19 protein-coding genes are annotated in these 20,253 nt (G+C 60.6%); 9 read left to right on the top strand and 10 right to left on the bottom strand.

Translation table 11 applies throughout. The features are described from left to right. Nucleotides 1–245 precede the first annotated feature (245 nt). From LOY56_RS23230 to LOY56_RS23210, 5 genes are all read right to left on the bottom strand, one after another. Entirely contained in the window at nt 246–707 is a 462-nt protein-coding gene (locus LOY56_RS23230; protein ID WP_258617344.1) for an N-acetyltransferase, read from the bottom strand. A gap of 114 nt (nt 708–821) precedes the next feature. Then, nucleotides 822–1,646, bottom strand: coding sequence for an ethanolamine ammonia-lyase subunit EutC (eutC, locus tag LOY56_RS23225; protein ID WP_258617343.1), 825 nt, complete (start codon nt 1,644–1,646; stop codon nt 822–824). An 8-nt stretch (nt 1,647–1,654) separates the two neighbouring features. Next, entirely contained in the window at nt 1,655–3,049 is a 1,395-nt protein-coding gene (locus LOY56_RS23220) for an ethanolamine ammonia-lyase subunit EutB (protein ID WP_258617342.1), read from the bottom strand. A 92-nt stretch (nt 3,050–3,141) separates the two neighbouring features. Next, on the bottom strand, nt 3,142–4,512 hold the full coding sequence (gene eat, locus LOY56_RS23215) for an ethanolamine permease (protein ID WP_258617340.1): 1,371 nt from the start codon (nt 4,510–4,512) through the stop codon (nt 3,142–3,144). Between the two features lie 194 nt (nt 4,513–4,706). Continuing rightward, nucleotides 4,707–6,227: an aldehyde dehydrogenase family protein gene (locus tag LOY56_RS23210; RefSeq protein ID WP_258617339.1), complete on the bottom strand. Its 1,521-nt coding sequence runs from the start codon at nt 6,225–6,227 to the stop codon at nt 4,707–4,709. A 494-nt stretch (nt 6,228–6,721) separates the two neighbouring features. Between LOY56_RS23210 and LOY56_RS23205 the strand changes: the two genes are divergently transcribed. The 4 genes from LOY56_RS23205 to LOY56_RS23190 all read left to right on the top strand — a co-directional run bounded on the left by LOY56_RS23205 (nt 6,722) and on the right by LOY56_RS23190 (nt 11,078). Continuing rightward, a complete protein-coding gene (locus tag LOY56_RS23205) occupies nt 6,722–8,635 on the top strand; it encodes a sigma-54-dependent Fis family transcriptional regulator (RefSeq protein ID WP_258617337.1) in 1,914 nt (637 codons plus the stop codon). Nucleotides 8,636–8,822: 187 nt separating this feature from the next. Next, on the top strand, nt 8,823–10,172 hold the full coding sequence (gene mpl / locus LOY56_RS23200; RefSeq protein WP_258617335.1) for a UDP-N-acetylmuramate:L-alanyl-gamma-D-glutamyl-meso-diaminopimelate ligase: 1,350 nt from the start codon (nt 8,823–8,825) through the stop codon (nt 10,170–10,172). Next, on the top strand, nt 10,169–10,801 hold the full coding sequence (gene ubiX / locus LOY56_RS23195; protein WP_030129554.1) for a flavin prenyltransferase UbiX: 633 nt from the start codon (nt 10,169–10,171) through the stop codon (nt 10,799–10,801). The genes mpl and ubiX overlap by 4 nt, the downstream gene beginning before the upstream one ends. After that, a complete protein-coding gene (locus LOY56_RS23190) occupies nt 10,794–11,078 on the top strand; it encodes a YceK/YidQ family lipoprotein (protein WP_258617330.1) in 285 nt (94 codons plus the stop codon). Before ubiX ends, LOY56_RS23190 begins: the two co-directional genes overlap by 8 nt. A gap of 56 nt (nt 11,079–11,134) precedes the next feature. Here the strand turns inward: LOY56_RS23190 and LOY56_RS23185 are convergent, their stop codons facing one another. The 3 genes from LOY56_RS23185 to LOY56_RS23175 all read right to left on the bottom strand — a co-directional run bounded on the left by LOY56_RS23185 (nt 11,135) and on the right by LOY56_RS23175 (nt 14,089). Then, entirely contained in the window at nt 11,135–11,776 is a 642-nt protein-coding gene (locus LOY56_RS23185; protein WP_258617329.1) for an oxidoreductase, read from the bottom strand. Between the two features lie 27 nt (nt 11,777–11,803). Then, complete coding sequence (locus tag LOY56_RS23180; protein WP_258617327.1) at nt 11,804–13,519, bottom strand: C13 family peptidase; 1,716 nt, start codon at nt 13,517–13,519, stop codon at nt 11,804–11,806. A 114-nt stretch (nt 13,520–13,633) separates the two neighbouring features. Beyond that, nucleotides 13,634–14,089, bottom strand: coding sequence for a MaoC family dehydratase (locus LOY56_RS23175; RefSeq protein WP_258617326.1), 456 nt, complete (start codon nt 14,087–14,089; stop codon nt 13,634–13,636). A 196-nt stretch (nt 14,090–14,285) separates the two neighbouring features. On the opposite strand from LOY56_RS23175, the gene LOY56_RS23170 reads away from it, so the two are divergent. From LOY56_RS23170 to LOY56_RS23160, 3 genes are read left to right on the top strand one after another with little or no spacing between them, the layout of a single operon-like run. Continuing rightward, nucleotides 14,286–14,648, top strand: a complete 363-nt coding sequence (locus LOY56_RS23170) for a CidA/LrgA family protein (protein ID WP_258617323.1) — start codon at nt 14,286–14,288, stop codon at nt 14,646–14,648. Beyond that, a complete protein-coding gene (locus LOY56_RS23165) occupies nt 14,645–15,361 on the top strand; it encodes an LrgB family protein (protein WP_258617322.1) in 717 nt (238 codons plus the stop codon). The genes LOY56_RS23170 and LOY56_RS23165 overlap by 4 nt, the downstream gene beginning before the upstream one ends. Nucleotides 15,362–15,371: 10 nt before the next feature. Continuing rightward, nucleotides 15,372–15,962 carry an LON peptidase substrate-binding domain-containing protein gene (locus LOY56_RS23160; protein ID WP_258617320.1) on the top strand — a complete coding sequence of 197 codons (591 nt, stop codon included), beginning with the start codon at nt 15,372–15,374 and terminating at the stop codon, nt 15,960–15,962. Between the two features lie 16 nt (nt 15,963–15,978). Here LOY56_RS23160 and LOY56_RS23155 read toward each other — a convergent pair whose 3' ends face one another. Continuing rightward, nucleotides 15,979–17,295: a bifunctional DedA family/phosphatase PAP2 family protein gene (locus LOY56_RS23155; RefSeq protein WP_258617317.1), complete on the bottom strand. Its 1,317-nt coding sequence runs from the start codon at nt 17,293–17,295 to the stop codon at nt 15,979–15,981. A gap of 89 nt (nt 17,296–17,384) precedes the next feature. Continuing rightward, nucleotides 17,385–18,083, bottom strand: a complete 699-nt coding sequence (locus LOY56_RS23150; protein WP_258617316.1) for a DNA-3-methyladenine glycosylase — start codon at nt 18,081–18,083, stop codon at nt 17,385–17,387. Nucleotides 18,084–18,272: 189 nt separating this feature from the next. On the opposite strand from LOY56_RS23150, the gene LOY56_RS23145 reads away from it, so the two are divergent. Both LOY56_RS23145 and nadD read left to right on the top strand, forming a co-directional pair. Further along, nucleotides 18,273–19,544, top strand: a complete 1,272-nt coding sequence (locus tag LOY56_RS23145) for a glutamate-5-semialdehyde dehydrogenase (protein WP_258617315.1) — start codon at nt 18,273–18,275, stop codon at nt 19,542–19,544. Nucleotide 19,545: 1 nt separating this feature from the next. After that, complete coding sequence (nadD, locus tag LOY56_RS23140) at nt 19,546–20,235, top strand: nicotinate-nucleotide adenylyltransferase (RefSeq protein ID WP_258617314.1); 690 nt, start codon at nt 19,546–19,548, stop codon at nt 20,233–20,235. Nucleotides 20,236–20,253 lie beyond the last annotated feature (18 nt).

Below are 20,253 nucleotides of genomic sequence, written 5' to 3'. Positions count from 1 at the left end.
CATTATACGGAGGGATAAGTGAAAAGCGCGTCGAGTTTGTAGCGGGGGATGTCGATGGGTCGACCCGCAGTCTGTTGGCCTTGCCCAATTCTTTGTGGCGAGGGAGCTTGCTCCCGCTGGAGTGCGAAGCGCTCCTGGTCCGACTACGCGATGTATCAGGACAATCGCTCTGGTTGGTTTACGACTGCTGCGCCCGAGCGCGGACCGAACGGGAGCAAACTCCCTCGCCACAAAGGCCCAGTGAGTTACAGCTCTTCACTGATCGGTAACACGTAGTTCTTGAACTCGGTATCTTCCTTGAACCCGATGGATTCGTAGGTTTTCTGCGCGACTTCGTTATTGCTGCTGGTGGAAACGCGCATGCGCACGGCGTTGGTTTCCTTGGCCATTTTCTTCGCGGTGCGGATCAGGTTGTCGGCCACTAACTGGCGGCGGGCATCTTCAGTGACGTAGATGTCATTGAGAATCCACACGCGTTTAAGCGAAAGAGATGAAAAGCTTGGGTACAACTGACAGAAACCCATCAGTTTGTTGCTGTCGTCATCGGCCAGGGCCAGGTAGATCACCGACTCCTTGCGCCGCAGGCGTTTCTCGAGGAACGCCCGGGACGAGTCCGGATACGGCAGGGAACCGTAAAACTCGCGATATTTGACGAACAACGGGGTCAGCAGGTCGAGGTGTTCGAGGGTCGCTTGAATAATCCGCATGTCAGGTCTCGTCTTCAAGTGGCTGTCTTACGTGGTGACGGCGATGGGAAATCCCCTGGCGGCCGTGCATCGATCCTGCCTGAAACCCGAAGAGAAACGCAATGCGGAAACGGTTCAGGCATTCGACGGGCTCAGTAGGAAATTACCTATCATGTCTGCACCAGAGTCCGACTCCAGCGTCTGAACCTGGGCTTCGTCCTTCAGACTGACCCCCGATAACTGCCGCCGGCAGGCTTCGCGCATCAAATACAGCAAACGGTGGGCCGCCATGCCATAACTCAAGCCTTCGAGCCGGACATTCGAGATGCAGTTGCGATGGGCGTCCGTCAGTCCGATTTTTGGATTATAGGTGAAATACAACCCGAGGCTGTCTGGCGAGCTCAAGCCGGGGCGTTCTCCGATCAATATGACCACCATTTTCGCGCCTAGCAGCTCGCCAATCTCGTCGGCCACCGCGACTCGGCCCTGTTCCACCAGAATCACCGGCGACAAGGACCATCCCTCAGGGGCTGTCTGTTCTTCCAGGCGCGCCAGAAACGGTACGGTGTGCCGATGAACGGCCAATGCCGAGAGGCCATCGGCTACCACAACGGCCAAATCGATCTCGCCAGGATGGCTCAGCGCATAGTCGCGCAGGGTCTGCGCCGACTGATCACTCAGCTTGCGCCCCAAATCAGGGCGCTGCAGGTAGCTGTTCCGGTCCGTGGCGGCGCTGTGCAGCAACAAGCTCTCACGTCCACGCTCGGCCAGTTGCGAACTGAGCCCCTTGTGATCGAACGGCAGGTGCACCGCATCCCGGGCCTGTGCATGGGCGTACTGAAAATCCAGCTGTGCGCTGGTCGGCATACTGGTGCCTGTACGACCGAGGGCAATACGTGCCGGGGTCAGGCGACGCAGTTCCAGCAATGGGTTTTGCGGATCGACAGGTGGTTTATCCATCTCAATACTCATCCCAGTTGCGCCATGGCCTGACGGAAGGCCGGCGGCAGGTTGTCGCCGAAGTGAATTTTGCCGTCTGCCTGGGTGAAGATGCCCATGTTCGCCAGCCACTGTTCAAACTCCGGTGCCGGTTTCAGGCCCAAGGTTTTCCGGGCGTAGAGGGCGTCGTGGAACGACGTGGTCTGGTAATTGAGCATGATGTCGTCGGAACCGGGAATGCCCATGATGAAGTTGATCCCGGCCACGCCCAGCAGGGTCAGCAGGGTGTCCATGTCGTCCTGATCGGCCTCGGCGTGATTGGTGTAACAGATGTCGCAACCCATGGGCACACCCAGCAGCTTGCCGCAGAAGTGGTCTTCGAGGCCGGCGCGGATGATCTGTTTGCCGTTGTAGAGGTATTCCGGGCCGATGAAGCCTACGACGGTGTTCACCAGAAACGGTTTGAAATGGCGCGCCACGGCGTAGGCGCGGGTTTCGCAGGTCTGTTGATCGATGCCGTGGTGGGCGTTGGCCGACAAGGCGCTGCCCTGGCCGGTCTCGAAATACATCAGATTCTGGCCCAGCGTGCCGCGATTCAGGCTCAAGCCCGCCTCATAGCCTTCCTGCAAAACGTTGAGGTTGATACCGAAACTGGCGTTGGCCGCTTCAGTGCCGGCGATCGACTGGAACACCAGGTCCAGCGGAACACCGCGATTCACCGCCTCGATGGAGGTGGTGACGTGGGTCAGCACGCAGGCCTGTGTAGGAATTTCGTAACGCTGGATGATCGCATCGAGCATTTCCAGCATGGCGCAGATCGAGGCGATGCTGTCGGTGGCCGGGTTAATGCCGATCATTGCGTCCCCGTTGCCGTACAGCAGGCCGTCGAGAATGCTCGCGGCGATGCCGGCCGGTTCGTCGGTGGGGTGATTGGGTTGCAGGCGTGTCGAGAGCCGGCCGTGCAGGCCCAGCGTGCCGCGGAATTTCGTGATCACGCGGATTTTCTGCGCCACCAGCACCAAGTCCTGCACGCGCATGATCTTCGACACGGCCGCAGCCATTTCCGGGATCAGGCCCGGTGCGAGGGCGCGCAGGCTCTGTTCGTCGGCGGCGTCGCTGAGCAGCCAATCGCGAAAGCCACCGACAGTGAGGTGGCTGACCGCTTTAAAAGCCTGTTTATCGTGAGTGTCGATGATCAGTCGGGTGACTTCATCGGTCTCGTAAGGAATCAGTACTTCCTGCAGGAAGTGAGTCAGCGGGATGTCAGCCAGGGCCATCTGCGCGGCCACCCGCTCGCCATCGTTGAGGGCGGCAACGCCGGCCAGAAAATCCCCGGAGCGCGCCGGGCTGGCTTTGGCCATGACGTCTTTGAGGCTGTCGAAACGGTAGGTCTGGGCGCCGACGGTATGGGCAAATACGGCCATGGTGTCCTCCTGAATAAATGACGACCTGTAGGAGCGGGTTACCGACCCCAAATAGGGCGGGCGCCGGGCAACTGGCCCGGCGCCGGTGCAACTCAGACGCCTTCGAGCATCGCATCCGCCGGCGCGTCGAAACGCTGCTTGGCAGTCAGTTGGAAATACAGGTAACCGGCCGCCATGAACCCGAGGAACACACACCCGATCAAGGTGTTGAACCACGCCATCGCCACCAGGCACACCACCGCCAGAAACAGCGCGATGCCCGGTACGATCGGGTAACCCGGGGCGCGGAAGGTGCGTTCCAGGTTCGGCTCGGTTTTACGCAATTTGAACAGGCTCAGCATACTGATGATGTACATCACGATGGCGCCGAATACCGACATGGTGATCATTGCCGCCGTCAGCGTCATGCCCTGCAGATTGACCAGGCCATCGCTGTAGATCGCCGCGATGCCGATCACGCCGCCCGCCAGAATCGCCCGGTGCGGCGTCTGGAAGCGCGAGAGTTTGGCCAGCCCTTTGGGCAGGTAACCGGCGCGAGCCAGGGCAAAGAACTGTCGGGAGTAGCCAAGAATGATCCCGTGGAAACTCGCCACCAGGCCGAACAGGCCGATCCACACCAGCATGTGCATCCAGGTCGAATTATTGCCGACCACGGCTTTCATCGCCTGAGGCAGCGGATCGTTGATGTTCGACAGTTGACGCCAGTCACCGACGCCGCCAGCCATCACCATCACGCCGATGGCCAGGAACACCAGGGTCAGAATGCCACTGACGTAAGCCCTGGGAATCGTGCGTTTCGGATCCTTGGCTTCCTCGGCGGCCATGGCGGCGCCTTCAATGGCGAGGAAGAACCAGATCGCGAAAGGTATCGCCGCAAAGATGCCAGGGATCGAGGCCAGGGTGAATTCGTTGGAACCCGACCAACCATTGAGTACGAAATTGCTGAAGCTGAAGCCCGGGGCGACCACGCCCATGAACACCAACAACTCGGCGACCGCCAGCACAGTGACCACCAGTTCGAACGTGGCTGCGATGCTCACGCCGAGGATATTCAAGCCCATGAACACGAAATAGGCGCCAACAGCGGCGATCTTCGGGTCCAGTTCCGGGTATTGCACGTTGAGGTAGGCGCCGATGGCCATGGCAATGGCCGGTGGCGCAAAGACGAATTCGATCAGGGTGGCAATGCCGGCGATCAGTCCGCCTTTTTCACCGAAGGCCCGACGGCTGTAGGCAAACGGCCCGCCAGCGTGGGGAATAGCGGTGGTCAATTCGGTGAAACTGAAAATGAAGCAGGTGTACATCGTCGCCACCATCAGGGCGGTGACGAGAAAGCCCAGGGTCCCTGCGGTGCCCCAGCCGTAACTCCAGCCGAAGTACTCGCCGGAAATCACCAAACCAACGGCAATGCCCCATAGATGCAGAGTGCCGAGTGTGGGTTTGAGCTGTGTCGTAGAAGTCATAAGTCCTCTCTGTCTTTTTTATTGTTTGATCTGTTGGACTTTCGGGTATGGCGTTTATGTGTGGAGCAGGCACGCAAAGCCCATGCCAGACCAGCAGGGCGATGATTAACGGTGCGTTTAAGGACGCCACCGCGGGCTTGCCCGCGATGGCTATCTGAAGGGCGATACAGAACTGCCTGCATCGCCCCCGGTTTTTAGAAGAAACCCAACGGATTGATGTCGTAGCTCACCAGCAGGTTTTTGGTTTGCTGATAGTGATCGAGCATCATTTTGTGGGTTTCACGGCCGACGCCGGACTTTTTGTAGCCGCCGAACGCGGCGTGCGCCGGGTACAGGTGGTAGCAGTTGGTCCACACGCGACCGGCCTTGATCGCCCGGCCCACTCGGTAGGCGCGGTTGATGTCGCGGGTCCAGAGGCCGGCGCCCAGGCCGAACTCGGTGTCGTTGGCGATGGCCAGGGCTTCGGCTTCGTCCTTGAAGGTGGTGATGCTCACCACCGGGCCAAAGATTTCTTCCTGGAACACGCGCATTTTGTTGGTGCCCTTGAGCAGGGTCGGCTGGATGTAATACCCGGTCGCCAGGCTGCCCTCGAGTTTTTCTACCTTGCCGCCGGTCAGCAGTTCGGCGCCTTCGCCCTTGGCGATGTCCAGGTACGAAAGGATTTTGTCGAATTGCTGCTCGGACGCCTGGGCGCCGACCATGGTGTCGGTGTCCAGCGGGTCGCCACGTTTGATTTGCAGGACTTTGTTCATGACCACTTTCATGAATTCATCGTAGATCGACTCTTGCACCAAGGCGCGGGACGGGCAGGTGCAGACTTCGCCCTGGTTGAAGAATGCCAGCACCAGGCCTTCGGCGGCTTTCTCGATGAAAGTCGGTTCGGCTTGCATGATGTCGGCGAAGAAGATGTTCGGCGACTTGCCACCCAGCTCCACGGTGGACGGAATGATGTTTTCGGCGGCGCATTTCATGATGTGCGAGCCGACCGGGGTCGAGCCGGTGAAGGCAATCTTGGCGATGCGTTTGCTGGTGGCCAGGGCTTCCCCGGCTTCTTTGCCGAAGCCTTGCACCACGTTGAGTACGCCAGGCGGCAGCAGGTCGCCAATCAGCTCCATCAGCACGGTAATGCCCAGCGGAGTTTGCTCGGCCGGTTTAAGGACCACGCAGTTACCGGCGGCCAGGGCCGGGGCGAGTTTCCAGGCGGCCATCAGAATCGGGAAGTTCCACGGAATGATCTGCCCGACCACGCCCAGCGGTTCATGGATGTGATAGGCCACGGTGTTGCCGTCGATCTCGGCGGCGCTGCCTTCCTGAGCGCGGATGCAACCGGCGAAGTAGCGGAAATGGTCGGCGGCCAGCGGGATGTCGGCGTTGAGGGTTTCGCGAACGGCCTTGCCGTTGTCCCAGGATTCGGTGATCGCCAGCACTTCCAGGTTCTGTTCGATGCGATCGGCGATTTTCAGCAGCACCAGCGAGCGTGCCTGGGCGGACGTGGCGCCCCAGGCATCGGCGGCGGCATGGGCAGCGTCCAGGGCCTTTTCGATGTCTTCGGCTGTGGAACGCGGGAATTGGGCAATAGGTTGGCCGTTGACCGGTGAGGTATTGGTGAAGTACTGACCTTTGACCGGCGCGACGAACTCGCCGCCGATGTAGTTACCGTATTGGCTCTTGAACGAAACGATAGCGCCTTCAGTACCGGGGTGAGCGTAACGCATGATGGTTTCTCCTTGGCTTTTGTGCTTATAAGGGAGGACGCGCTAAAGCGCCGTACAAGCGTAGAGCAAAGGTCGGGCCAGTGCCTTGCAAGTCAGGTAAATCAAGGTCTTGTGTGTTTTTTGTGGGGTGGATGGGCGGCGTTTGTGACGCTTGCGGTACAGCCCCTGTGACACTTTGTACCGTTTATGGCGCAGGCTGTGACTGGCGGGTCTTGCCAGCATTGCAATGCGTCGATGGCTGGAGGATGCTGGGCCTCAAATTGCCACACAGGTAATCCTCTGTGGCGAGGTTTGTTTGTGAGGGGCTTGTGTGGCGAGGGAGCTCGTCGGAACGCCGCACCGTCCCGCTGGGCTGCGAAGCGGCCCCAAAAATGTCTGCCGGTCATGATTTTTTGGCGAGCGCTTCGCACTCGAGCGGGAGCAAGCTCCCTCGCCACAAGGTGTGTGCCAGCCTCTTAATGGGGCAGCACAGCTATCGGGGAGAATAATAAGAAATGCACGACAACCATTTGAGTCGCCATGCCCAGCAAGTGTTGACCGTGACCCAGGGTAAATCCCACCTTCACGGTCCCGGCAGCGATCCGTCCATTGCCCGTTCCTGGCTGCGTTGTCTTGAGGACTATCACCTCGACCCGGCCCTGACCATGGCGCCGACGGTGCTGGAACATGGCCGCGTGCTGGAAAGCCGCGAACGTTTGCAGCAAGTGCTGCAGATCGCCGGCAACGAAATGACCAGTCTCCATCAGCAACTTTCCGGCGCCGGTCACGCGGTGCTGCTGACCGACGCCCGCGGGGTAATCCTCAACTGCGTCACTGCGCCCACCGAACGGAAGATTTTCGAGCGCGCCGGTCTTTGGCTGGGCGCCGACTGGAGCGAAGCCTGCGAAGGCACCAATGGCATCGGCACCTGCCTGGTGGAGCGTCAGTCCCTGACCATCCATCAAGACGAACATTTTCGTGGCCGTCACACCGGCCTGACCTGCTCGGCGAGCCCGGTGTTCGATCCGCACGGCGAGCTGCTGGCGGTGCTCGACGTGTCTTCGGCGCGCCACGAGGTTTCGCGTCAGAGCCAGTTCCACACCATGGCACTGGTCAATCTGTCGGCGAAGATGATCGAGAGCTGCTATTTCCTGCGTTATTTCGACAATCAATGGCTGCTGCGTTTTCACTTGCAGGCCGAATCCGTCGGGCTGTTCAGCGAAGGGTTGCTGGCGTTTGACGGGGAAGGGCGGATCTGTGCGGTGAACCAGAGTGCGCTGAATTTGCTGGGGCATATTCGTGGCGGGCTGTTGGGTAAACCGGTGGAGGCGTTTTTCGACTGTTCGCTGGATGAATTGCTCGGCCGCGCGAGCCCAGGTGCCAGCGCCAGTTGGCCGTTGCGCACCCGTGACGGGCGGCAGCTGTTTGCTGTCTTGCGCGGGCAGCCGCGCAGCGTTCCGGTGCCGGTGGTGCAAAGCCCGAGGGTTGCCGAGCGTCCGCGCTTGTCGGGCATTTGCCTGGGTGATGCTGCGTTGCAGGAGGATTTCCGCAAGGCCTTGCGGGTATTTGAGCGGGACGTGCCGTTGCTGATCAACGGCGAAACCGGTTCCGGCAAGGAAGCCTTCGCCAAAGCCGTGCATCAGGCCAGTCAACGGGCAGCAAAATCTTTCGTTGCTCTCAATTGCGCGGCGATTCCCGAAAGCCTGATCGAAAGCGAGCTGTTCGGCTATCGCGGCGGTAGCTTCACCGGTGCCCGCAAGGAAGGCATGCGCGGCAAGTTGCAGCAGGCCGATGGCGGGACGTTGTTCCTCGATGAAATCGGTGACATGCCGCTGAGCATGCAAACCCGGCTATTAAGGGTGCTGGAAGACCGGCAGGTGGTGCCGATTGGCGGTGAGCCGGAATCGGTCAATGTGCGGATCATCAGCGCCACCCACCGCAATCTGCTTGAGCGGGTGCAGGACGGCAGTTTTCGCGAGGATTTGTATTACCGGCTCAATGGGCTGGAGATCGCATTGCCGGCGCTGCGTGAGCGCGCTGACAAATCACAGTTGCTCGACTTTTTGCTGGCCGAAGAGGCGGGCGGGGAGACGGTATTGATCAACGGGCCGGCGCGGCAGGCCTTGCTGGATTTTTCCTGGCCGGGGAATGTTCGGCAGTTGCGCAATGTGCTGCGAACCCTGGCGGCGCTGTGTGACGGCGGTCGGATCGGGCTGGAGGATTTGCCGGCAATGATTCGCCAGGCCCGACCGCTGACGGCATCGGCAGTTGAAGAGCCGTCCGAGTATCCGCTGGACGATGCCGAGCGGTTGGCGTTGCTGACGGTGTTGGAGCAGCAGCGCTGGCACATGACGCACACCGCCGAACAACTGGGTGTCAGTCGCAATACCCTCTACAGAAAGTTGCGCAAACACGGTATCGCCCGCTAGGTTGTGACTGATCGTTCCCACGCTCTGCGTGGGAATGCCTCCCCGGACGCTCTGCGTCCGCTTTTGGGACGCAGAGCGTCCCTTGCTGCATTCCCACGCAGAGCGTGGGAACGAGCGTGGTTACAGCTAAAGAGTGCGATTTTCCCCTCCCTACGCTAACCTGCGGCCATGTTTTACGAGGTCGACTATGCACATTCATATTCTTGGTATCTGCGGCACTTTCATGGGTTCGATGGCGGTTCTGGCCAAAGAGCTGGGCCATCACGTGACGGGCTCCGATGCCAACGTCTATCCGCCAATGAGCACTCAGCTGCAAGCCCAGGGCATTGAGTTGACCCAAGGTTACGACCCGGCGCAGCTCGATCCGGCCCCGGACCTGGTGGTGATCGGCAACGCCATGTCCCGCGGCAACCCGGCCGTCGAATATGTGTTGAACAAAGGCCTGCCATACGTCTCCGGCCCGCAATGGCTGGCCGATCACGTACTGCAAGGTCGCTGGGTGCTGGCGGTTGCCGGCACTCACGGCAAAACCACCACTAGCAGCATGCTCGCCTGGGTCCTGGAACATGCCGGTATGAGCCCGGGTTTCCTGATCGGCGGTGTTCCGCAGAACTTCTCGGTGTCGGCACGTTTGGGTGATACGCCGTTCTTCGTGATCGAAGCCGACGAATACGACAGCGCGTTCTTCGACAAGCGCTCGAAATTCGTTCACTACCGTCCGCGCACGGCGATCCTGAACAATCTTGAGTTCGATCACGCCGACATCTTCCCCGATCTGCCGGCGATCGAGCGTCAGTTCCATCATTTGGTGCGGACTATCCCGAGCGAAGGCCTGGTGATCCATCCGACCACCGAACCGGCCTTGCAGCGTGTTATCGACATGGGCTGCTGGACCCCGGTGCAAACCACCGGTGCCGGCGGTCAGTGGCAGGTCAAACTGCTCAGTGAAGACGGCTCGAAGTTCGAAGTGATGTTTGAAGGCGTCGCCCAAGGCGTAGTCGAGTGGGACATGACCGGTCAGCACAACGTCGCCAACGCCTTGGCCACCTTGGCCGCCGCGCGTCACGTCGGCGTAGTACCGTCGATGGGCATCGCTGCATTGAGCGCGTTCAAAAGCGTGAAGCGGCGGATGGAAAAAGTCGCGGAAGTGCGTGGCATCACCATTTACGACGACTTCGCTCACCACCCGACCGCCATCGCCACCACCCTCGACGGTCTGCGCAAGCGCATTGGCGACGCGCCGTTGATCGCGATCATCGAGCCGCGCTCCAACTCCATGAAGCTCGGCGCTCACCGCGATGGTTTGCCGGAAAGTGTGGTCGATGCCGATCAGGTGATCTGGTATTCGCCGGCCAACCTCGGTTGGGACCTGGGCGCCACCGCCGCGTTGTGCACGGTGCCGTCGATTGTCAGCGATTCGCTGGAAGGCATCATCGAGCGCGTGAAGAGCCAGGCCCAGCCCGGCACGCACGTGGTGATCATGAGCAACGGCGGCTTCGGTGGCCTGCACGGCAAACTGGCCGAGGCGCTGCAATGAACAACGGTCCGGAACGCATCACGCTGGCAATGACCGGCGCTTCGGGCGCCCAGTATGGCTTGCGCCTGCTCGACTGCTTGGTGCGTGAAGACCGCGAGGTGCACTTCCTGATTTCCAAGGCTGCGCAACTGGTGATGGCCACCGAGACCGATGTCTCGCTGCCGTCCAAGCCGCAGATGATGCAAGCCTTCCTCACGGAATACACCGGCGCCGCCGCCGGGCAGATTCGGGTGTATGGCAAGGAAGACTGGATGTCGCCGGTGGCGTCGGGCTCTGGCTCGCCAGCGGCGATGGTGGTGGTGCCGTGCTCCACCGGAACCTTGTCGGCTATCGCGACCGGGGCCTGCAACAACTTGATCGAACGGGCCGCCGACGTCACCTTGAAGGAGCGCCGCCAGCTGATTCTGGTACCGCGCGAGGCGCCGTATTCGAGCATTCATCTGGAAAACATGCTCAAGCTGTCGAACATGGGCGTGACCATTCTGCCGGCGTCACCGGGCTTCTATCACCAGCCGCAGACCATCGATGACTTGATCGACTTCGTCGTGGCGCGAATTCTCAATCTGCTGAACATTCCGCAAGACATGCTGCCGCGCTGGGGCGAACACCATTTGAGCAGCGATGAATAAGTTGCTGATGATCCTGCTGGCTTTGCAATTGGCGGGCTGCGCCACGGCGCGCACGCTCGATGCCGCCAAGCCTGGAGCGCCGGTGGTGTATTCGGGGACGCGCCTGGATTTGTATGCAATGAACGGCGGGTGCTGCGCCATGGACCGATTCGGTGCAGAAGCGCCGAGCTATCCGGGTGTTGACCTGCCGGCCAGCGCCTTGCTCGACACGTTGCTGTTGCCGCTGTCGTTATTGACGGTGTTGGGAGTGAATTTTCAGGCGACGGGTGGATTGTAGGAACGAGCGCGGCGCTTGTGGCGAGGGAGCAAGCTCCCTCGCCACAGGTCGGCGCGTTATTTACCGAGCTTGCGCAACTCATCCGACTCGACAATCCGTACGCCATCCTGCTCTTCCAGCGCCAGGCGCCACATGGCGCGGGCCAATTGGCAGGCTTCGATGCCGTGGTATTTGCCCGGAATCAATTTCGACAATGGGCCGGCAACCCGCTCGGCCAGTCGCGGCTCGACGCGATCACCCAACAACAGCGAAGGCCGGCAAATGGTCAGTTGCGGCCAATTCTGCGCGCGCAATGCGTGTTCCATCTCGCCTTTGATCCGGTTGTAGAAAATCGAGGATCTGCGGTCGGCGCCCAAGGCGCTGATCACGATCAAGTGTCGCGCGCCCATTTCCCGTGCACGTTTGGCGAAGGCCACCACCATGTCCAGGTCCACCGCGCGAAACGCTTCCTCGGAGCCGGCCTGCTTGATCGTGGTGCCCAGGCAGCAATAGGCGATATCGACGCGACCGTTCAATTGCGGCAAAAACACCGCCGGGTCGCCGACCGGGTTTTCCAGGTGAGGGTGCTCGGCCAGTGGCCGGCGTGAGGGGGCCAATACGCGTGTAATCGTTGGCTCGTTGAGTAGACGGTCAAGCAAATGTTCACCGGTTAAACCGGTGGCTCCGGCAAGCAATACATGCTGAGGCGTCAAGTACATAATTATTCCCCCTTGATACTGTTCAGCTTAGTTGCTCTTTTCATCCTTGCTGATAGAGACACTTTGCAGTGCTTTTCGTGCCTGCTGTTTGCGTAACGATTGCCAGTGGGCGAGAACGCTTTTCGGGGCCCAGATTTGCGGTTCGGAGGCCTCGAAGTTGTCGGCCAGTTCACGCTCGGCCACGGTGGCGCTGGCCAGTTTGAAGGCTTGCTCCAGATCGTCGGTCTGGTTCAGCGCCTGGGCGAACAGCGCGTCGCCGAAATAAGTGAAGTTGGCTTCTTCCGAGCACCCGAAGGACACCCGGTCGGCGCGCGAAGCGGTCATGATCAAGGTACGTTCGTCCTTGAGGGCTGGGATGAAGCCGCCGGAATAACAAGACGAAATCACAATGATCTTGTCGCGCTTTTTCAGGGGGGCGAGAACCGCGGCGAGTTCGTCGGCCGGCAGGTCGGCCAGCTCCATGCGTGGCTGGTCGAGCACCAGCTCGTGCTCACTGGAACCATGACTGGTCAGGTAAATGAACAGCAAGTCTTCCGGGCCACTGCGCTCTGCCAGGGTCTGGGCGGCGCGGCGCAGGTTTTCCCGGGTGGCCATTGGCCGGTCGCCGAGGTGGTCGCGATGGTTGACCAGGCGGATCTGGCCAAAGGCGCCGAAACGGCTGGCGAGCATGTTGGCGACGTAGTCGGACTCGCGCAGGAACACGCTCTGCTTGCCGTCGCCGCCCAGGGTCAGGGTGTACAGCTCGACCGCCGGGGTCGAGGCCGGGACGTTGGCCAGTGCATCGTCGAGCAAACGACCCTGAGCCAGCAAGCCGAGTTCGAGTGGGTCGGGCAACAGCTTGCCGTTGGCGTCGCGCACGCGTTGACTATTGACCCAGGTGCCGCTCTGCACCGTGCCATCGGTCAGCACCAAAGTGCCTTGGCCCTGATAATTGTCGCCATCGAACTGGCCGACATAGAAACTGCCATCGGCCAGGTTCAAGCGACCCAGGCCGGTAAAACGCCAGTCGCTGAACTGGCCGATATAGTGACTGCCGTCGGCGCCGACCAACTCGCCTTTGCCGCTGAGCACGCCTTCTTTGAACTGACCCAGCCAGACATCGCCATCGGCGTTCTCGTAGCGGCCCTTGCCGTGCAGTTGATTGTTCTTGAAACCGCCGACATAGATATCGCCATCGGCGCTGTTGAAGGTGCCGTTGCCTTCCAGTTGACCGTCAGCGAAATGCCCGGTGAACTGATTGCCGCTGGCATCGCTGCGCTGGCCTTCGCCGTTGGGTTTGCCGTGGGCGAATTGACCCTGATACTGGCTGCCGTCTTCGAGTTCCAGGCGACCGAGCCCTGAATATTGATCGGCCTTGAATTCGCCGCGGTAGGTCATGGCGTTTTCTTTGAGGGTACCTTCACCGTCGCGTCTACCTGCCTTGAAACCGCCGGTATAGCTGCTGCCCGTGGTGGTCAGCGTGCCTTGGCCGTCGAATAGCCCTTGCTGGAATTGCCCGCGATAGACCTCACCATTGCTGCCGTGCCATTCGCCCTGGCCATGCCATTGGCCTTTGTCGAACTGCCCGGCGTACCAGCTGCCGTTCGGGTAATCGATGCGGCCCTCGCCTTGCAGCAAGCCATTGACCAGTTCACCGCGATAGCGTCCGCCGTCCGGCAGGCGGGCATCGGGGGGCAACAGCGATTCGCCGTCGCCGCAAGCGGTGAGCAACAGGGTCAGAGCAAGGAGTGCAAGTGAGCGCATAGCGGGATCCGGGCAATTAGGCGACGGAGTATGCCGCAGCTATGTGTCGCATTTATAGAGACACGGCGCAGACACGGCGCGAAACAGCGTGAGCTGCTTCGCATCCGGGATGCTTTACACGAAGCAGAGGGACAGTGGCTCGGCGATATACGCCGGTTTGTCCGACCCTTCGATTTCAAGCGTGGCGGTGGCCTTGAGCAACCATTGGCCGGGTTTCTTCTCGGTGACCTCGTTCATGTCGACCTTGAGTCGAACCCTGGAATTGACCTTTACAGGCTGGATGAAACGCACGCTGTCCAGACCGTAGTTGACCACCATCTTCGCGCCCTCGGGCAGGATGAGGATGTCTTCCATCAGTTTGGGGATCAGCGACAACGACAGGAAACCATGGGCGATGGTGCTGCCAAAAGGTGTTTGCGCAGCTTTGACCGGGTCGACATGGATGAACTGATAATCGCCTGTGGCTTCTGCGAACAGGTTGATGCGTTCCTGATCGATGGTGAGCCATTGGGAACGTCCGAGCTCCTTGCCGACATAATCTTTGAGCTCCGCAACTGGAACATAGGGCATTGAGACTCTCCTTGGGTTCATCGGTTTTATTGGTTTTCCGAGCGGGGGGATGACCTCCCTTGCGAACCACTTTAGATCAACATGGCAAATTGTTCCGGTCAACTCACCATGCTGTTGGCGAATGCCGATTCATAGCGTGGGCGTGCTTATAATGCTCGGCCCCTTCTTTGTGGGGAGAAAGCGCGGGAGAGGATGGATGTTGTTACGTGGCCTGACCTGGCTGGTGCTGTTTCAATTGCTCGGTACCGCCCTCAACCATCTGATATTACCGGTGCTGCCGGGGCCGATCGTTGGCTTGCTGTTGCTGCTGGGGTATTTGATTATCCGCGGTCAAGTCGGCGAGCCGCTGAACCTTGCGGCCAGTAGCCTGCTGCGTTATTTGCCGTTGCTGCTGGTGCCGCCGGCCGTGGGCGTGATGGTTTACGCCACCGACATTGCCGCGGATTTCTGGGCGATCACCGGTGCGCTGGTATTGTCGCTGGTGTTGTCGATGGCCTTTGCCGGCGTGCTGATGGACCGTTTGGTCAAGCGTCACGCCCATCGCGAGGACGGCCAATGATGTTCGATTGGCACGGCGCCTGGGCGTCGGTGATTCATCATCCATTGTTCGGCATTGGCGTGACGCTGGGGGCGTATCAGTTGGTGCTGGCGGCATTCGAGAAAACCCGCTGGGTTTTTCTGCAGCCGGTGCTGGTTTCCATGTTGCTGGTCATCGCTGTACTGGTCAGTTGCGGCCTGAGCTATGCCGAATACCGCAAGAGCACCGAGATCCTGAGTATCTTGCTCGGGCCGGCCACTGTTGCACTGGCAGTGCCGCTGTACCTCAATCTGCGGCGGATCCGGCAATTGTTCTGGCCGATATTTACTACGCTGGTGATAGGTGGGGTGGTCGCCACTAGCATGGTTGTGCTGCTGGGCTGGTGGTTCGGCGCCGACCACATGATCCTGATGACCATGGCCCCCAAATCGGTGACCTCGCCGATTGCCATGCTGGTGGCTGAGCAGATCGGTGGTGTCGCCGCGCTGGCGGCGGTGTTCGTGTTGATTACCGGTGTGATCGGGGCGATCTTCGGGCCGAGTCTTTTGACCCGTCTCGGTGTCCACAGTCCAGAGGCCCGCGGCATGGCCCTGGGCATGACGGCCCATGCGGTCGGCACGTCAGTGGCCCTGCAGGAAAGTGAAGAGTGCGGCGCCTTCGCGGCGCTGGCAATGAGTCTGATGGGCGTGGCCACGGCGGTGTTCCTGCCGTTGGCGGTGTCGATGGTGGTGTAAGGAAATGTCTATGAGCTTGCCGCTTTTTCCGCTGAACACGGTGCTGTTTCCGGGCTGCATCCTTGACTTGCAGATCTTCGAGGCGCGTTACCTGGACATGATCGGTCGCTGCATGAAACAGGGCGGCGGCTTCGGCGTAGTGTGCATTCTCGACGGTGAAGAAGTCGGCATCGCCCCCGAAGGCTACGCACGGGTGGGGTGCGAGGCGCTGATCACCGATTTCCATCAGCAGGACAACGGCCTGCTGGGCATTCGGGTGAAGGGCTGGCGGCGTTTTCACGTTGTGCGCACCGAGGTACAGCGCAACCAGTTGATCGTCGCCGAAGTCGAGTGGCTGGAAGACGAGCCCGAGCAACCGCTACAGGATGAGGACGCCGACCTGGTCGCGCTGCTCAAGGCTTTGGCGGAACACCCGATGGTCGAAGCGCTGAGCATGGGCGCCGAAGCGACGGGGCAGCAGTCGCTGGCCAATCAGTTGGCGTACTTGTTGCCGTTTTCCGAGGTAGACAAGATTGATCTGTTGCAACTGGATGATCCGCAGCAACGGCTGGATGCGATTCAGGCATTGCTGGATAAGTTGCAGGGTGAGTTGTTTGCCTGACGATCTTTTGATCTTTTCAGTACGCGTATCTCAACATCGCATGTGGCATGTGCCTCAACACAAAGAAGCCGAACAACGCCACCAATGATGGCAACACCAGCCACCAGATTTTCGGCGGCATGGCGGTGAGTGAAGTCTGGCGTTGAGTCAGCCAAAGGCTGGCCGCACACACACACGCCGCCAGCATCGCACCCGCCAGCACATCGGTCGGCCAGTGCGCCCCCAGATACACCCGTGACAGGGAAATCGTCAGCGCCGGCAAGCAGCCCACCAGTAACCAGGTCAAGCGCATTCGCGGTGGTTGTCCGCGACCCGCCAGTACCGCGAGCGTCAGGAACAGCGCGAAAGAGCCCGAGGCATGGCCGCTGGGCATGCTGTAGCTGGTCAGCGGATCGCTCAGCACTTCCGGGCGCACGCGGGTGAAAAAGTGCTTGGTCACGGTATTGCCCAGCGCGGTGAAAAGCAAAGTACTGCCAGCAAAAATTGCGTGCCGCCACTGGCGTGTGAGCAACAGCAAGGCTGTCAGCAAGGCGCTGAACATGAACATGTTGCGCAATTCACCGATCAGCGTGAACACCACGGCCACTTCATCGAGGATCGGGCTGCGGTGTTCCTGGATCAGGGTCATCAGTCCCTGGTCGAGCGCGGTCAAGTAGGGGTAGCCGATGAACAGGCCGAGCAGGATCAACAGGCTCATGCTGCTGATCCATATCGTCGCCCGGCGGTGGCGACGCAGACTGCTGGTCGCACTCAGGCCGACCATCACCGCGATACTGCCCACGACGATCCCGGCCTCGGGCCAAAAACCCTCCGGCAACGGCAAGCGAATCGCCGCGCCCGTGGCCCAGCCGGGCAGCACATAGGCAATGCTCCAGCCCGCGGCAGCCAACAGGCTGACGACGGCGAAGCGCGGGAACGGCATGTCGAACATCCCGGCAACCATGGGCAGCATTGGCCGCAGCGGGCCGATAAAGCGTCCGACCAACAAACTGGCAATGCCATAACGCTGAAAATACGCTTCGGCCCCGGCCATCCATTCCGGATGATGGCGCAACCCCGGCAGGCGCCGGATGTTCTGGTGGAAATGTCGGCCCAGGAAATACGAAGCGATGTCGCCCAGCGCACCGCCGAGCAAGCCCAGCAGCAGCGTTTCACCCAACGGCAGTGCGCCACTGCCGGCCAGCACCGTCACGGCAAACAACAACACCGTGCCGGGCACGATCAGTCCGACAATTGCCAGGCATTCCAAACAAGCCACTACGAACACTGCCGCGGCCAGCCATTGCGGATTGACCGTCAGCCAACCGGTCACGCTCTCGAGCCATGGGCCCATAAAAACAACTCCATCGAGTAATCAATCGACCCAAAGGGACGAATGCAAGCTTCAAAGCACTACAGATCCCACAAGGGATTTTCCAACACTCAGGACAGCAACAAATAATCGCGACCTTCGACTTGCCCCCGACGCAATGGGTTGCGCGTGCAATACGGCGCATAAGCCGCGTCGATGAAGCGGTACATCAAGTGTTCGTCGCGCCCGTGGGGAATGCCCAGGCGTGTGGTCTGGATGATATGGCCGGGCGCCGGTCCGAGGTCTTCCACCAGCAATATTTCGTGGTCGAAGCGCTTGGCGTCCCAGACCGGCACCTTCAGGCCCAGCGCCTTGCAGAGCAACGTCTGTCCGGCACACAGCTTTTGCGAGGGGCGAGGGCGGCCCTGAGCATCAGGATTGTTCAAAAGCATCTGCGCCAGGCTTGCCGGCCCGCTCAATTCATCGACCCATGGATAGGCGGATTTGATCAATACCGCATTGCCCGGCCCCTGAGCGCTGAAGTTCAACGAATCGCCGCCCCTGGCGTAATACATATAAATGTGGCCGCCATCCAGAAACAAAGCTTTACGCTTTTCTGTGTAGCCCAAGGAGGCGTGGCTGCCTTTTTCTTCGCAGTAATAGGCTTCGGTCTCGATGATCCGGGCACTGAGCCACAGGTCGCCAACACGATGACGGATGATTTTGCCCAGTAAATCCCGGGCCAGCGTTTGGGCATCGCGGTCGAAAAATGCATCCGGCAGCCCCTTGGGCTGACGCGTAGTGGATGCAGAAACAGGCAGGTTGGTCATGATGAACAGCGTTTGTCAGGGCTGATTGAGTTGTGATGATAACAATATGCAGCTTAATCCCGGCTGAACGGCGGCCAATTGCGCTCCATTTCGACCATCCGCCCGTCACCGCTGTTAGTCCCGGGACGCGACAGCTATAATCTGCCGCTTTACTCTTTACCAAGACCTTAGCAAAGACCATTGCAGACCATGACTGAGTCCGTTCTTGACTACATGACCCGTTTGGGTCACGCCGCCCGCGAAGCTTCCCGCGTGATCGGCCGTGCCAGCACCGCGCAGAAAAACCGCGCCCTGCAGGCGGCTGCCAATGCGCTGGATGCCGCACGCGCCGAGCTGACCACGGCCAATGAACTGGATTTGGCCGCTGGCCGCGCCAACGGTCTGGAACCTGCTTTGCTGGAACGCCTGGCCCTGACCCCGGCGCGCATCGACGGCATGATTGTCGGTTTGCGTCAGGTCGCGGCATTGCCGGACCCGGTCGGTGCGATTCGTGATATGAGCTATCGGCCGTCGGGCATCCAGGTCGGCAAGATGCGCGTGCCGTTGGGCGTGATCGGGATCATCTACGAATCACGGCCGAACGTGACCATCGATGCCGCCAGCCTGTGCCTGAAGTCCGGCAACGCCACTATCCTGCGTGGCGGCTCCGAGGCGATTCATTCCAACCGTGCCATTGCCGCTTGCATTCAGCGCGGCCTGGCCGAGGCCGGTCTGCCGGCCGCCGTGGTGCAAGTGGTCGAAACCACCGACCGTGCCGCCGTTGGCGCGCTGATCACCATGCCGGAATACGTCGACGTCATCGTGCCCCGTGGTGGCCGTGGCCTGATCGAACGGGTCAGTCGTGATGCCCGCGTGCCCGTCATCAAGCACCTGGACGGCATCTGCCATGTCTACGTCAGTGCCCACGCCGATCTGCCAAAGGCCCAGCGCATTGCGTTCAACGCCAAGACTTACCGTTACGGTATCTGTGGCGCCATGGAAACTTTGCTGGTAGATCAAGCGGTCGCCAGGGAGTTCCTGCCATCGATGGCTGCCCAGTTCCGCGAAAAAGGCGTCGAGCTGCGCGGTTGCGAGCGCACCCGGGCGATCATCGAGGCCGTGGCGGCCACTGAAGAAGACTGGCACACCGAATACCTGGCGCCGATCCTCTCGATCCGCGTGGTCGACGGGCTGGATCAGGCCATCGAGCACATTAACAAGTACGGCTCCCATCACACCGATTCGATCGTCAGCGAAAACCTGGCCGACACCCGGCGTTTCGTGGCTGAAGTCGATTCGTCTTCGGTGATGATCAACACCCCGACGTGCTTCGCCGATGGCTTCGAATACGGATTGGGTGCCGAGATTGGCATTTCTACTGATAAGCTGCACGCCCGCGGCCCGGTGGGCCTCGAAGGTCTGACCTGCGAGAAGTACATCGTGGTCGGTGACGGTCAGTTGCGCGGCCAGGAGTCGGTCTGACTTGGGCGACCTCGACCCATCAACCCAAGTGACCGCCAGCGAGCCTCGGCCTCGACGCATTGGCGTGCTGGGCGGGACCTTCGACCCGGTGCACATCGGCCATTTGCGCGGTGCGCTGGAAGTCGCCGAATCGCTGGAGCTCGACGAGTTGCGTCTGACCCCCAGTGCCAGGCCACCTCATCGCGGGACGCCGCAGGTGTCGGCGAAGGACCGTTTGGCGATGGTCAAGTGCGCGGTGGCCGGTGTGCCACCGTTGGTAGTGGACGCCCGCGAATTGCAGCGGGACAAACCGTCCTACACCATCGACACCCTGGAACTGATGCGCGCCGAACTGGCCGCCCCAGACCAGGTTTTTCTACTTTTGGGCTGGGACGCATTTTGCGGCCTGCCCACTTGGCACCGCTGGGAAGAGTTGCTCCAGCATTGCCACATCCTGGTGTTGCAACGCCCGGATGCCGACAGCGAACCGCCGGATGCCTTGCGCAACCTGCTGGCAGCGCGCTCGGTGAGCGACCCGCTGGCCCTCAAAGGGCCGAGCGGACAGATTGCATTCGTCTGGCAGACGCCGCTCGCGGTATCCGCCACCCAGATCCGTCAACTGCTGGCCAGCGGTAAGTCGGTACGTTTCCTGGTGCCCGACGCGGTCCTGGCCTACATCGATGCGCACGGACTCTACCGTGCGTCGAACTGAAAAAGGGTGCGCTTCAAA

It is taken from the genome of Pseudomonas sp. B21-048, from assembly GCF_024748615.1.
GTDB lineage: Bacteria > Pseudomonadota > Gammaproteobacteria > Pseudomonadales > Pseudomonadaceae > Aquipseudomonas.
The sequence above is the reverse complement of the archived record's forward strand: the minus strand, read 5'-3'. Positions and strand labels throughout refer to the sequence as shown.